Below are 13,170 nucleotides of genomic sequence, written 5' to 3'. Positions count from 1 at the left end.
CCTCAGTGCGCGACGGCGGCCGCGGCCGCCTCGTCGATCAGGCGGCCGGTGGTGAACCGGTCGAGCGAGAAGGGAGCGGCGATCGGATGCGGTTCGCCGCGCGCGATCGTGTGCGCGAACACGTTGCCGGAGCCCGGCGTCGCCTTGAAGCCGCCGGTGCCCCAGCCGCAGTTGACGAACAGGCCCGGCACCGGCGTCTTCGAGATGATCGGCGACCGGTCCGGCGTCACGTCGACGATGCCGCCCCACGAGCGCATCATCCGCACGCGGCGGAACATCGGGAACAGCTCGCAGATGGCCTCCAGCGTGTGCATGTCGATATGCAGACCGCCGGTCTGCGAATAGGACACGTACTGGTCGGTGCCGGCGCCGATGACGAGGTCGCCCTTGTCCGATTGCGAGATGTAGGCGTGGATCGTGTTCGACATGACCACGCAGGGGAACGCCGGCTTCAGCGGCTCGGAGACCAGCGCCTGCAGCGGGTAGCTCTCGAGCGGCATGCGCACGCCGGCCATGCCCATCACGACCGAGGTGTGGCCCGCCGCGACGACGCCGACCTTCTTGGCCCTGATCGTGCCCTTCGAGGTCTCGACCGCCTCGACCGCGCCATTGGCGCCGCGGCGGATGCCGGTCACCTCGCAGTTCTGGATGATGTCGACGCCGAGCGCGGAGGCGGCGCGGGCATAGCCCCAGGCGACCGCATCGTGACGGGCGACGCCGCCGCGGCGCTGCAGCGCGCCGCCGAGCACCGGATAGCGGATGTTGTCGGAGATGTTCAGCGGCGGGCAGAATGCCTTGCACTCTTCCGGCGACAGCCACTCGTTGTCGATGCCGGCGAGCCGGTTGGCGTGCACGTGGCGCTTCGAGGTCTGGATGTCATGGATCGTGTGCGCGAGCATGAGAACGCCGCGCGGGCTATACATGACGTTGTAGTTGAGCTGCTGGGACAGGTCCTTCCAGAGCTTCAGCGCGTGATCGTAAAGCGCCTCGGACTCTTCCCAGAGATAGTTCGAGCGGATGATCGTCGTGTTGCGGCCGGTGTTGCCGCCGCCGAGCCAGCCGCGCTCGATCACCGCGACATTGGTGACGCCGCATTCCGCCGCCAGATAGTAGGCGGTGGCGAGACCGTGGCCGCCGGCGCCGACGATGATGACGTCATAGGCCGGCTTCGGCTCGGGGCTCCGCCATTGCTCGGGCCAATTCTCGTTGGCCGAGAAGGCGTTGCGGAGAAGCGATAGGAACGAGAAGCGCAAGGCCTGCCTCCGTCTCGACGTGAGCCCGACCACCTGTTCGAGCGGCGCGGAACGCTGCGGAACCGTGAGTGCCCGCCGCGACCCGAATGCCCGCGACGACCCGCCGATATCGTCATGTTCGCCCTCGCATCTCTTGCGCAGATGCGACGGATGACTTGTCGCATTTCGACGCTACCCGGAACAAGGCCCCCGCAATTTTTGGATACCCGAATGCACGATCGACGAGGCGTGGGGTGCGAGCCCACCCGAGGGCGCGACCCAGACTGTTCGACATTCAGAGACAATCCGTCTGACATTCCGGATATCACAATGCTTTGAATGGCGGATCACGCTAGCATTTCGTCATCATTCCGCGTTGACGCAGGTGCGATCACCGAGCGTCGATGATCGTACCGGGAGGAGATCCGATGTCGAAATTGAAGTCTGCCGTCGCCGTTCTGGCCCTGCTCTCCGTCGCCGGCACCGCGTTTGCGGCCGGTGACGTCATCAAGGAGCGCCAGGACAAGATGAAGGCCATCGGCGGCGCCATGGGCAAGGTCCTGGTCAAGATGGTCAAGGGCGAGGAGCCCTATGACGCGGCCAAGGCCAAGGCCGCGGTCGAGACCATGAGCACCAACATCAAGGGCTTCACCGACCTGTTCCCGGCCGGTTCCGAGAAGGGCGGCGACACCGAGGCCGCGCCGAAGATCTGGTCCGACATGGCCGGCTTCAAGGCCGCCGCCGCCAAGCTCGAGCAGGTCGCATCCGTGCAGGCCGCCAATGCCGGCAAGGACCTCGACGGCCTGAAGGCCGCGGTCGGCGCGCTCGGCGCCACCTGCAAGGGCTGCCACGACGACTATCGCATCAAGAAGAACTGATCCCGACCGTTCCGGCCGGGGTGCGGCGCCCGACACCGCACCCCGCGCCTTAAGATCCCCTACGCAACCGGAATCAACAGCCGGATCGCACCCGAGCGGAGGACACGCGCCCATGAAACGACTGCTGATCGGCGCCGTCGTCCTCGCAGCCGCCGGCGGCGCGGCCTTCTGGGCGCTGACCGCCCCGACGCGGCTCGGGCCCGACGAGAAGCCGACCCCCGCGCCCGATGCGACCAAGGGCTCTTACGTCTTCGCCATGGCCGGCTGCGCCTCCTGTCACGCCGCGCCGAGCGCCAAGGGCGACGAGCGCCTGAAGCTCGGCGGCGGGCTCGCCTTCAAGACCGCCTTCGGCACCTTCTACGCCCCGAACATCTCGCCCGACCCGAAGGCCGGCATCGGCGCCTGGTCGGTCGAGGACATCGTCACCGCGATGCGCTACGGCACCTCGCCCGGGGGCGCGCATTATTACCCCGCGTTTCCCTACGCCTCCTACCGGCGCATGACGCTCGACGACAGCTTCGACCTCGCCGCTTACCTGAAAACGCTGCCGGCCGTCGACACCATATCGAAGCCGCACGAGGTGCCGTTCCCATTCAACGTCCGCCGCGGCCTCGGCCTGTGGAAGCTCCTGTTCGTCGACCCAACCCCGGTGATCGCGCTGCCGAAGCCCGATCCGGTGCTGGAGCGCGGCCGTTATCTGGTCGAAGGCCCCGGCCATTGCGGCGAGTGTCACACCCCCCGCAACCCGATCGGCGGCATCGACCGCTCGCGCTGGCTCGGCGGCGCCCCGGCGCTCGAGGGCGATGGCTTCACGCCCGACATCACCCCGCATCCGAAGGCGATCGGCGCATGGTCGATCTCCGACATCGCCTTCTATCTGGAACAGGGCCTGACGCCCGACGGCGACGCGGTCGGCGGCGCCATGGCCCATGTGGTCGAAAACACCGCCAAGCTGACCAAGGACGACCGCACCGCGATCGCCACCTACCTGAAGGCGGTCCCGGCGATCGAGCCGCCGCCGAAGAAGCCGAAGTCCTGAGGCCTGGGCGGCCCCCGTCCCCCCCTTTCTCGTCCGGCCGCTCCTCCCCCAGCCGCATCGGGAGACCGGCATCCCGGCGAGGCGCCCCGCCCGCGCCGATCCCCCCTCAGTCCGAGCACCGGCCTGCGCCGATCGGTCGCCGCCATTCGGCTGCGATCATTTCGGTTTTCCACAATAGGAGTTCCGCTAGGCCCGGCTCTAGTGTCCAGCCGCCGCGGCAGGCCGGGCCGTGGCGCGATCCAACCTTCCATGCAGGGGCGGATTCTTCAGGGCGGCAGGACCGGGCGGCGAGAAGCCGCCGCGATCCCGCGGGCCTGCTTGCGCGTTTCCGCTCCGGGAGACCGCGGGCCGCCGGCCGAGGCGATCGAGACCAGAGCCGCGCCCACGTGGCCAGGAGGGATGGAATGACGGACAAAACGGTAGACGCCGATCCGACGCGGCACGGCTACGACCCCGCCGACATGGCGCGCCGGGTCAAGGCGATCCTGATCGGATCGACCGGCAATCTGATCGAATGGTACGACGTCTACGTCTTCGCCGCGTTCCAGCTCTATTTCGCCAGCTCGTTCTTCGCCGACGTGCCCCCTGAGCGCCAGCAACTGTTCGCCTCCATCGTCTTCGCGCTCGGCTTCATCGCCCGGCCGTTCGGCTCGATGCTGTTCGGGGCGCTCGCCGACATGTACGGCCGCCGCTCGGCGCTGACCATGTCGGTGATGCTGATGTGCTTCGGTTCGCTGATCATCGCGCTGACCCCGTCCGCGCACACGATCGGCCTGTGGGCGCCGACGCTGCTGACGCTCGCCCGCCTGCTCCAGGGCCTCAGCCAGGGCGGCGAGTACGGCGCGAGCGCGACCTATCTCTCCGAGATGTCGCATCCCGAGCGCCGCGGCTTCTATTCCGGCGTCTGGTACATGACGCTGCTCGGCGGCCAGTTGCTCGCCCTGGTCACGCTGCTCATCATTCAGAAGGCGCTTCTGACGCCCGAACAGCTCAAGGACTGGGGCTGGCGCATCCCGTTCTTCATCGGCGCGGGGCTTGCGCTCTACACCTTCTACATGCGCCGCGACATGCACGAGACGGCGCATTTCGAACAGGCGCAGGCCGTCCGCAAGGGCCGCGCGCCGCTGATGGAGCTGGTCCGGCACTGGCGTGAGATCCTGATCGTGGTCGGTGTCACGATCGGCGGCACCTCGGCCTTCTACACCTACACGACCTACATGCAGAAGTTCCTGAAGCTGTCGGTCAAGCTCACCGACGACCAGACGACGCTGGTGACCGCCGGCTCGCTCCTGGTCGCCGTGCTGATGCAGCCGCTGTTCGGCGCGATCTCCGACAAGGTCGGCCGCAAGCCGCTGCTGATCTACTTCGGCGTCCTCGGCACGCTCGGCACCTACCCGCTCCTGTCGACGCTGCGTGCGACGCAGGATCCCTGGACCGCGTTCCTGTTGATCTGCGCCGCCTGGGCGATCGTCTCGGGCTACACCTCGATCACCGCCGTGGTGAAGGCCGAGATGTTCCCGACCGCCGTCCGCGCCATGGGGGTCGGCATTCCCTACGCCCTGACCGTCGCGATCTTCGGCGGCACGGTCGACGGCGTCGCGCAGTACTTCAAGACCGTCGCCGGTCACGAGGACTGGTTCTACTGGTACGCCACCGCCTGCATCTTCATCTCGTTGCTCGTCTATCTCCGCCTGCCGGACACCAAGCACAATTCGAAGATGGAGAAGCACGTCTGACGAGGCGTTTCGCAAGCCGCGAAGACACGATCGGGCCGCGTAAAGCGGCCCGATTTCGTTTTCGGAGCAGACTGTCAGAGGCCAGCCCCGGTGCCGGCAAGCGGCAGGCCGACGATCACCACGACACGATCAGGGCGTCGCAATCACTGCTTCTTGTCGGCCAGCACTTCGATATCGCGATCGACACCCGATTCCACCGTGAAGGTGCGGGTGTAGACATCGTTGTTGTGCTTGGCGACGACCGAATATTCGCCCTCGGCGAGCACCACGGTCGGGAAGGCGCCGACCGACTCGGTGATCTGGTCGCCGGACGGCGTCAGCACCAGCCAGTTGGTGTTGGCGAGCGCCTCGCCACCGCCCTCCGCGACCAGCTTGAACGTCACCGCCGCGGCCTTGTGGTACATGGTCGCTTCGGTGAGCTTGCCCGGATTGACGTGGATCTCGGCGCGCGACACCGCGTTGAGATCGCCGTAGTGGCTGACCACGTGGTAGGTATCGGCGTTGAGCCGGATGACCTTGCCCGGCTTGGCGCCGACCACCAGCGCCTGGCGCTCGCCGCGCGCATCGACGTCCTTGGAATAGATGTCGAAGGTCACCCGCGACGGGTTGACCGGCAGATCGCCCGCGACCGAGGCGGTCAGTTTCAGCCCGCCGGCATTGAGGATCAGCGTCTCCTGCCGCGACATCCGGTCGATGGTCACGCGCGTGGTCGCGCCCGCCCGGCCATAGGCGGCGTGCACCAGATAGGAGCCCGGATCGAGCCGGATCTCGGCGTCGCCGCCGGCCATGGTGGCGAGCAGCTTCAGCCGCGTGTCGTCGCCGTCGCGCTCGTCCTTGTAGATGCGCCAGACGAGACCCGAACGGATCGGCCCGCTGTCCTCGGTGACCAGCGCGGTCAGCTTCAGGAGCGGCTTGGTCGGCTTGGACGCCTCGATCGGGGCCGGCGGCGCGGCGGGCGCGGCCGGCGCCGGATTGGGCGCATAAGGGATCGCGGCGTCGGGAACCGCCGGCTTCGCCGTGCTGTCGAGCGCGAGCGGCGCGCCGGCGAGGCCGCCGGATCCGCCGGAAGGGACGGCAGGTCCGGCCGCACCCGGGCCACCCGCCGGACCAGCGCCCGCGCCGCCCGACGGACCGCCGCCCGGACCGTGCCCCTGCTGCGCGAGGGCGTCGCCGGTGCAAAGGCCGACCAGCAGCATCGCGACCGCCGTCGCGGCGACAGGCCGACGCGGCATCAGGGGCGATCTCGAAACACGGCGCGAGGCCATCGGCTGCGGAAACCTCCCGAACGGAATGGATGCGGACGACATATGGCACGGCGCGCGGCCGATCGGCGAGGATCGGACTGCGAACCGAATCTGCCGCCGCTGATGCGCGACACTTTCGGAAGACAAGCATGGCGATTTCAAGTCGCCAGACAAGATCGGAACCCCACGTTCCGAACACGGGATCGCTGCCCTCGAGATCCGGGGACCGCCCCCGACCCCTACCGTCAACGCTGCACCGCCCTGCGGCGGGTCCGCGTTGACACGCCGTCGCCGGAGCGGCACGAATTCGTTCCTTCCCGCGCGTCCCGGCTCGGCCTATCTAACGAGCCTCACGCCCACCGACGCGAAGCGACCCGCCGGCAGCTTCGCAGGTCTCAAGCGCCCTTCCCGCCCCTCGTCGCCCTCCCGAAGCCCGGTTCCCCATGTCCGACACGCCCGACGCTCTCACCCTCCTTGAAACACGCCGCACGATCTCGACCGTCGCGCTGACCAACCCCGGCCCGACCGACGATCAGATCCGCACGCTGATCCGGATCGCCTCGCGCGTGCCCGATCACGGCAAGCTCGCGCCCTGGCGCTTCATCCTGTTCCGCGGCGCGGCCTCCGCCGCTGCCGGCGAAAAGCTCGCCCACCTGCTTGCCGCGCGCGATCCCGCGACGCCCGAGGATCGCCTCGCCTTCGAGCGCAACCGCTTCACCCGCGTGCCGCTGACCATCGCGGTCGTGTCGAAGGCCGGCCCGCATGTGAAGATCCCGGAATGGGAACAGGTGCTCTCGGCCGGCGCCGCGACCATGAACCTCGTGCTCGCCGCCCACGCGCTCGGCTTCGCCGCGCAATGGCTGACCGAGTGGATCGCCTACGACGCCGAGGCCGGCGCCCTGCTCGGCCTCAAGGACGGCGAGAAATTCGCCGGCTTCGTCACGGTCGGCACGCCGACCACCCCGCCCGTCGACCGGCCGCGGCCGGCCTATGACGATGTCGTCACCGAGTGGCAGGCCTGAAGGATCGCACGATGTTCTATGAAGTGAAGAACGGCCACGGCCTGCCCCACGACCCGTTCAAGGCGATCGTCGCCCCGCGCCCGATCGGCTGGATCTCGTCGATGGGCAAGGACGGCTCGGTCAATCTGGCGCCCTACAGCTACTTCAACGCGATCGCCAACCGTCCGCCGATGGTGATCTTCTCCTCCGACGGCATGAAGGACAGCGTCTCCAACATCGCCGAGACCGGCGAGTTCGTCGCCAACCTCGCGACCTGGGACCTGCGCTTCGCGATGAACCAGACATCCGCGCCGCTGCCGCGTGGCGTCGACGAATTCGTCCACGCGGGGCTGGAGAAGGCGCCGTCGCAGATCGTCAAGCCGCCGCGCGTCGCCGCCGCCCCGGCCGCGCTCGAATGCAAGGTGCTCGAGATCGTCAACCCGACCACGCTCGCCGGCACCAAATCGACCAACTTCATGGTGATCGGCGAGGTCGTCGCGGTGCACATCGACGACGCCTACCTGACCGACGGCATGTTCGACATGACCAAGGCCCGCACCATCGCGCGCTGCGGCTACATGGACTACGCGGTCGTCGACAGCCTGTTCTCGATCACGCGCCCGACCGCCTGATCACCATCCACTGATCACCAGCGCCTGATCCGGGCTCGGATCAGGCGACCCCGGCCGAAGCGGCGCGGGCGAGCAGACGCTCGGCCTGGCGCAGGTGCGGCCGGTCGAGCATCGCGCCGTCGAGACCGATCACGCCGGCGTCGCCCGCCGCGGCGAAGGCCTCGACGACGCGCCGTGCCCGTTCGACCGCGTCCACGGAGGGCGTGAACGCGTCGTTGATCACCGCGACCTGATCGGGATGGATCGCCATCTTGGCGGTGAACCCGTCGCGCACCGCCTCCGCGCATTCCCGGCGCAGCCCGTCGAGGTCGCGGAACGCGGTATAGACGCCGTCGATCGGCACCACCTCGGCGCCGACCGCGCCGAGCAGCGCCAGCGTGCGCGCCAGCCGGAACGGATCGAGGAAGGCGCCCGTTGCATCGCGGTTGGCGGGCACGCCGATGTCGGCGGCGAGATCCTCCGCGCCCCAGGCCAGACCCGCGAGCCGTCGCGAGGCACCGCGATAGCTGCCCATCTGGAACAGCGCCGAGGCCATCTCGGTCGCAATCGCGATCACCCGGATCGCGCCGTCGCCGAGCCCGTGGATCGCCTCATGCACGGCGATCTTCGCATCGAGCCGCGTCACATCCTGCCCGCCGCCGGCCTTGGGCAGCATGATGCCCTCCGCCCCCGCCCCGAGCACCGCATCGAGATCGGCATCGACGAGCCCGGTGACGAAGGCATTGATCCGCACATAGAGCTTCGGACGCTCGGTCGTCGCCGCGACCTCGCGCAGGAAGGCCGCCGCGCTCGCACGCGCCGCCGCCTTGGCGCCGGCAGCGACGGAGTCCTCGAGATCGACGATCAGCACGTCGGCGCCGCTCGCGAGCGCCTTCTCGAGTTTGCGCGGGCTGTCGGCAGGGACGAACAGGAGCGAGCGCATCGGCACCTCGATGAGGGAAGACGGGAAAGGCGGGATCAGACGTCGTGGGCAGCGGCCGGCAACCGCCGCATGAAAGCCTGCCGCCGGCATTCTGCGACCAGGACGCCGTCCTGATTATAGGCCCGATGGTGAAGATCGACGATTCCGGCATCGGAACGCGAGCGCGATTCGCGCTTCGCCATCACCTCGGTCTCGACCCGGATCGTATCGCCATGGAACACAGGCGCGGGAAACCGGACGTCGGTCATGCCGAGATTGGCGATCGTGGTGCCGAGCGTGGTCTCGTGCACTGATATTCCAATCATCAACCCGAGCGTGAACAGCGAGTTCACCAGCGGTCGCCCCCATTCACTCTTGGCGGCGAAGTCGAAATCGATATGCAGCGGCTGTGGATTGTAAGTGAGACTGGAAAACAGGACGTTGTCCATTTCCGTCACACTTCGCGTGATGGCGTGTCGAAACACATGACCGACGACAAATTCGTCGTAATACAATCCCGACATTGGTTCCTCCCGCCGCGCTCATTATAGCCAAATGTTGGCGCCGTGATGAATTAACCCTTTGTTTACCCTGTCGCGCGACGTTAACCGACATTAACCATCGTGGCTTCGGGGCCGCCCATGCAGATCGACGTCAACCAGTCGGTCAACGACAGGATCGAACAGGCCTTCCGCACCGCCGGCGAAGCCACGGGAACGTCGTTCTCGTTTCTGCTCGACGCCGCGCACCGGGAGTCGAGCCTCGATCCATCAAAAGCCTCGAACACCTCTTCGGCCCGCGGTCTCTTCCAGTTCACCGAACAGACCTGGCTCGAAGTCGTCAAGACCACCGGCGCCTCGGTCGGCCTGGATCAACAGGCGAACGCGATCAAGCAGGATTCCAGCGGCACCTATACGGTCGCCGATCCCGCTGCCAAGGCGAAGATCCTGGCGCTGCGGCACGATCCGCTCGTCTCGTCCGTGATGGCGGGCAAGCTGACGCAGCTCAATGCCGAGCGTCTCGGCACCGCCCTCGGCCGGGCGCCGACCGAGGGCGAATTGCACATCGCCCATGTGCTCGGCGCCAGCGGCGCGGTGAAGCTGGTGCGCCTCGCCGCCTCCGACCCGAACTCGACCGCCGCGCAGGCCTTCCCGAAGGCCGCCGAGGCCAACAAGGCGCTGTTCTACGACGCGGCCGGCAAGCCGAAGACCGTCAAGGAGCTCGCCGCCCGGCTCGCGACGACCCGCATCGACGCCGCCGACATCGGCAGCGGCCGCATCCTGTCGGGCCACACGGTATTCGGCGAGACCAGCGCCGGCGACACCAAGGCCGTGGCCGACGCCGTCCGCGCCGCCGCCGAGCGGTCGAATGCCGAGGGCGCCCGGACCGACCCGGCGCGTCTCGGCCGTCAGGTGGCGAGCGCCAGCGCCTCCACCGCCGTCGCCTCGACAGCAACCGCCACCGATGCCGACCCCGGCGTATCGCCGGCCGGTCGCCTCGACGGCTGGCGCGCTCACACGCCGACGGACGCGTTCAGCGCGCTGATGCGCAACGACGAGGCCTCCGATCACGCGCCGAAGCCGAAGCCGACCGGCATCCTGGGTTACGGAGAGATCGCGCAGCCGACGGAACCGCCGCCGATCAGGCTCTCCCCCACCGAGGTGCCCGTGGCGACGACGGCCACCGTCTCGACCGGTTCGACCGGCGGCGCTGCGGCGACCAACGCGGCATCGACCGGTCTTTCGCCGGACGAGCCGATCCGCCTCATTCCGGGCGACACCGGTCCGACCCGCGCTCCGCTGCTGCCGCCGGTCAGTACCCCCGCGCCGGCGCCGGTCCGGACCGCCTCGCTCGCCGCGGGGGGCTTGCGGCGGGCGCCGCGATCGCCGGCGCCGAGACCGTCGTGCCGCCAGCCAGCGCCCCGTCGGCGACCGACGCCGCCGCGACCGCCCAGACCGTGCCGATCGCCCGGCCGAGCCGCGTGCTGAACTCGGCCTACGGCTCGCACAGCGCGCCGTCGCAGCCTGCCGCGACGGGCGCCGCGCCGAGTGCAACGGGCAGCCGCCCGAGCCGCTATGCCTCGCTCGATCCGAGCGTGATCGGCGGCCGCAACGGGCGCACCGGCATGCCGAGCCTCGATGCGGCGAGCCCGCGCGCCGCCCGCGCGCTCGAACAGGCCCGGACGACCGCGACCGGCACCGCCGCGTCGACGCAGCGCATGATGGCGCCCGGCATGCCGGCGCTGCCGCCGCTGCCCGGCGAGTTGCCGCCGGGCCTCTCTGCGCCCTTCGCCTCCGCGACCGGCCTGCCGCTCGGCCCCGAGATCGGTGCCCGCGCCGCAGCGCCGGCCGGTCCGGCAACCGCCACATCACGCGGGACCACATCGGCCTCGAACCACACCGCGCCGACGCGCTCGACCACGCCGGCACCCGCCGCCGTGTCGAACGCCGCCACGCCATCGTCCCCGGCAGCGACGTCTCCTACGGCGGCGCCGGCCGCAGCACCTGAGACCGCCGCGGCCAAGCCGCTCAACGGCGCCCGCGCGGCACCGATCGGTCGGCCGCTCGATCTCACCCGCTTCATGCGGAAGTCGTCCGATGTTTGAGCGGCGCCCTGACGCAGCGGCGGCGCGGCAAAAATGCATCGCCGACCGCGCAAGCCGGTTTATGGTGAACCGAACATTAAGGAAGCGCGTGCCACGCTCGGGCTCGAGGATGGGTCGTGGCGTTCCGTTGCGACCCGGTCAGTCGGTGCCCGGAGTCGTGCGTATCATGAACGTCGAGCAGTTCTTCGCCTGGTTTTCCAATGCCGACGCGAACGCCCGCGCCGGCGCGCCCGGAGTTCTTCTGCAGGCGTGGGCCAACCCCACGCTCAATGCCGAAGCGCGCGAAGCGCTCGAGGTCGCGATGACCGTGCTCGCCGAGGATGACGATCCCTGCGTGCGGATCGCCTTTGCCGAAGCGATCGCCGACTGCCGGTTCGCCCCGCGCTACGTGGTGTTGATGCTCGCCGGCGACCATGCCGAGATCGCCTGCCCGGTGGTCGAGCGCAGCCCGGTGCTGATCGATGCCGAACTGGTCGATCTGATCGGCCGCGGCTCGGCCGAGATCCAGTTCGCGGTCGCCGGTCGTGCTCGGGTCGGCATCGGCGTCGCCGCCGCGCTGGCCGAGGTCGGTGACATCGAGGCGGTGCGCCGGCTGCTCGGCAACCCCGGCGCCACCCAGATCCAGCCCTTCAGCCTGCAGCGCATCGTCGAGCGCTTCGGCGAGGATCGCGAGATCCGCGAACACCTGCTCGGCCGCCCCGACGTGCCGGTCGAGCTGCGCCACCAGATCCTGGAACGCCTCGCCGCCGTGGTCGACAACCTGATCGTGCTGCATTCCGCCCTGCCGGAAGCACGGCGCATCACCGCGCTGCGCGATGCCAAGGACAAGGCGACCGTTGCGCTCGCCGCGGAGGCGACCGCACGCGAAGTGCCGGCACTGATCGCGCATCTGCGTCAGAGCGGCCAGCTCACCACCAGCCTCGTGCTGCGCGCGACCTGCGCCGGCAACATCCGCTTCTTCGAAGAGGCCGTCGCCCAGCTCGCCGGCGTGCCGACCGAGCGGGTGTTCGCGCTGATCGCCGAGAACCGCGAGAGCTCGTTCCTGGCGCTCTATCGTCGCGCCGGTCTCGCCGACCGCGCCTATCCGGCCTTCCGCGCGGCCGTCGACGTCTACCGCGATCTGGTGATCGAGGCCGGCCAGCACGATGGCGCGCCCTCCGATCAGTCGCGCTTCGCCCGCCGCATGATCGAGCGTGTCCTCACACACTATTCGAGCTTCGAACAGGCCGAGGTCGAGGATCTCGTCGCGCTGTTGCGTCGCTTCGAAGTCGATGCCGCTCGTCGTCATGTCCGGGCGCTCGCCCGTCAACGTGAGGGCCAGGCCGAGATGACGCTACTGCCGCGCCCCAATGCGGTCGCCGTCTTCTTCGAGTCCATGGCCGAGCTGCGTGGCGACGCCGAACAATTCTTCGGCCGGGGCAATATTCCCGCTCGAAATGACGACGAATCGTCTAACGTCATCATTGCGGAACACATGGAGCCGACGTCCATGGAAGAACACAACAAAGCTTGGGATGCGATCGAGGAAGCGCTGCTGCGTGGCTTCGCCGGCCATGGCACGCATCTCGATGTCGAGGCTGCCATCGCGCTGCCGACCGACGTCGAAGCGATCCTCGAGGTCTCGCTGGGCGAAGTCGTCCGCGCCAATGTCGAGCGCCGGCGCGCCGCCCTCGCCACCCTGCATCAGGCCGCCTTCGCGGCCTGATCGCCCTGCCCCGGACGCGACGCGGCCGCGCGTCGCGCGATGTTCGACGTCCTGATTTGTCGCGTCCCGACAATTCGTCGGACGCCCGGTCGCGAGCGACCCGCGCCGCTGCGGCGCCTTGCTGATCGCCTCCGCCCAACTCGTTCTGTGATGCGACAATCGCGCTCTCCTCGGGAGAAGCTGCGCGGATGCGCGCC

Annotated in this window: 12 protein-coding genes; 8 read left to right on the top strand and 4 right to left on the bottom strand. The window is 68.9% G+C overall.

Annotated elements, in window-relative coordinates:
- Nucleotides 1-2: 2 nt before the first annotated feature.
- Nucleotides 3-1,253 carry a sarcosine oxidase subunit beta family protein gene (locus ABS361_04340; GenBank protein ID XBY45520.1) on the bottom strand — a complete coding sequence of 417 codons (1,251 nt, stop codon included), beginning with the start codon at nucleotides 1,251-1,253 and terminating at the stop codon, nucleotides 3-5.
- A 407-nt stretch (nucleotides 1,254-1,660) separates the two neighbouring features.
- Between ABS361_04340 and ABS361_04335 the strand changes: the two genes are divergently transcribed.
- The 3 genes from ABS361_04335 (at nucleotide 1,661) to ABS361_04325 (ending at nucleotide 4,885) form a co-directional block, all read left to right on the top strand.
- Nucleotides 1,661-2,110 carry a cytochrome c gene (locus tag ABS361_04335; protein ID XBY45519.1) on the top strand — a complete coding sequence of 150 codons (450 nt, stop codon included), beginning with the start codon at nucleotides 1,661-1,663 and terminating at the stop codon, nucleotides 2,108-2,110.
- A 112-nt stretch (nucleotides 2,111-2,222) separates the two neighbouring features.
- Nucleotides 2,223-3,149, top strand: coding sequence for a cytochrome c (locus ABS361_04330; GenBank protein XBY45518.1), 927 nt, complete (start codon nucleotides 2,223-2,225; stop codon nucleotides 3,147-3,149).
- A 404-nt stretch (nucleotides 3,150-3,553) separates the two neighbouring features.
- Entirely contained in the window at nucleotides 3,554-4,885 is a 1,332-nt protein-coding gene (locus ABS361_04325; protein ID XBY45517.1) for an MFS transporter, read from the top strand.
- A gap of 143 nt (nucleotides 4,886-5,028) precedes the next feature.
- Here the strand turns inward: ABS361_04325 and ABS361_04320 are convergent, their stop codons facing one another.
- Complete coding sequence (locus ABS361_04320; protein XBY45516.1) at nucleotides 5,029-6,117, bottom strand: hypothetical protein; 1,089 nt, start codon at nucleotides 6,115-6,117, stop codon at nucleotides 5,029-5,031.
- 455 nt (nucleotides 6,118-6,572) lie between these two features.
- On the opposite strand from ABS361_04320, the gene ABS361_04315 reads away from it, so the two are divergent.
- Complete coding sequence (locus ABS361_04315; protein ID XBY45515.1) at nucleotides 6,573-7,151, top strand: nitroreductase; 579 nt, start codon at nucleotides 6,573-6,575, stop codon at nucleotides 7,149-7,151.
- A gap of 11 nt (nucleotides 7,152-7,162) precedes the next feature.
- Entirely contained in the window at nucleotides 7,163-7,762 is a 600-nt protein-coding gene (locus ABS361_04310) for a flavin reductase family protein (protein XBY45514.1), read from the top strand.
- 40 nt (nucleotides 7,763-7,802) lie between these two features.
- On the opposite strand, the gene ABS361_04305 is transcribed toward ABS361_04310, so the two are convergent.
- The gene (locus tag ABS361_04305) at nucleotides 7,803-8,684 is read right to left on the bottom strand and encodes a CoA ester lyase (protein ID XBY45513.1); all 882 of its coding nucleotides are present in this window, start codon (nucleotides 8,682-8,684) and stop codon (nucleotides 7,803-7,805) included.
- 35 nt (nucleotides 8,685-8,719) lie between these two features.
- Complete coding sequence (locus ABS361_04300) at nucleotides 8,720-9,187, bottom strand: MaoC family dehydratase (GenBank protein XBY45512.1); 468 nt, start codon at nucleotides 9,185-9,187, stop codon at nucleotides 8,720-8,722.
- 117 nt (nucleotides 9,188-9,304) lie between these two features.
- On the opposite strand from ABS361_04300, the gene ABS361_04295 reads away from it, so the two are divergent.
- From ABS361_04295 to ABS361_04285, 3 genes are read left to right on the top strand one after another with little or no spacing between them, the layout of a single operon-like run.
- Complete coding sequence (locus ABS361_04295; protein ID XBY45511.1) at nucleotides 9,305-10,651, top strand: hypothetical protein; 1,347 nt, start codon at nucleotides 9,305-9,307, stop codon at nucleotides 10,649-10,651.
- Entirely contained in the window at nucleotides 10,567-11,268 is a 702-nt protein-coding gene (locus ABS361_04290; GenBank protein ID XBY45510.1) for a hypothetical protein, read from the top strand. Before ABS361_04295 ends, ABS361_04290 begins: the two co-directional genes overlap by 85 nt.
- Nucleotides 11,261-12,973: a DUF2336 domain-containing protein gene (locus ABS361_04285; GenBank protein ID XBY45509.1), complete on the top strand. Its 1,713-nt coding sequence runs from the start codon at nucleotides 11,261-11,263 to the stop codon at nucleotides 12,971-12,973. Before ABS361_04290 ends, ABS361_04285 begins: the two co-directional genes overlap by 8 nt.
- Nucleotides 12,974-13,170: the final 197 nt, after the last annotated feature.

The sequence above is a fragment of the Ancalomicrobiaceae bacterium S20 genome (assembly GCA_040269895.1).
GTDB classification, from domain to species: Bacteria; Pseudomonadota; Alphaproteobacteria; order Rhizobiales; family Ancalomicrobiaceae; genus Methyloraptor; species Methyloraptor flagellatus.
This window is presented reverse-complemented; position numbering and strand designations above follow the sequence as displayed.

Excerpts from the sequence above, each read along its gene's own strand:
- ABS361_04305 (XBY45513.1), bottom strand. The coding sequence starts at position 8,684 with ATGCGCTCGCTCCTGTTCGTCCCTGCCGACAGCCCGCGCAAACTCGAG.
- ABS361_04335 (XBY45519.1), top strand. The coding sequence starts at position 1,661 with ATGTCGAAATTGAAGTCTGCCGTCGCCGTTCTGGCCCTGCTCTCCGTC.
- ABS361_04330 (XBY45518.1), top strand. The coding sequence starts at position 2,223 with ATGAAACGACTGCTGATCGGCGCCGTCGTCCTCGCAGCCGCCGGCGGC.
- ABS361_04310 (XBY45514.1), top strand. The coding sequence starts at position 7,163 with ATGTTCTATGAAGTGAAGAACGGCCACGGCCTGCCCCACGACCCGTTC.
- ABS361_04300 (XBY45512.1), bottom strand. The coding sequence starts at position 9,187 with ATGTCGGGATTGTATTACGACGAATTTGTCGTCGGTCATGTGTTTCGA.
- ABS361_04315 (XBY45515.1), top strand. The coding sequence starts at position 6,573 with ATGTCCGACACGCCCGACGCTCTCACCCTCCTTGAAACACGCCGCACG.
- ABS361_04325 (XBY45517.1), top strand. The coding sequence starts at position 3,554 with ATGACGGACAAAACGGTAGACGCCGATCCGACGCGGCACGGCTACGAC.
- ABS361_04295 (XBY45511.1), top strand. The coding sequence starts at position 9,305 with ATGCAGATCGACGTCAACCAGTCGGTCAACGACAGGATCGAACAGGCC.
- ABS361_04320 (XBY45516.1), bottom strand. The coding sequence starts at position 6,117 with ATGCCGCGTCGGCCTGTCGCCGCGACGGCGGTCGCGATGCTGCTGGTC.
- ABS361_04285 (XBY45509.1), top strand. The coding sequence starts at position 11,261 with ATGTTTGAGCGGCGCCCTGACGCAGCGGCGGCGCGGCAAAAATGCATC.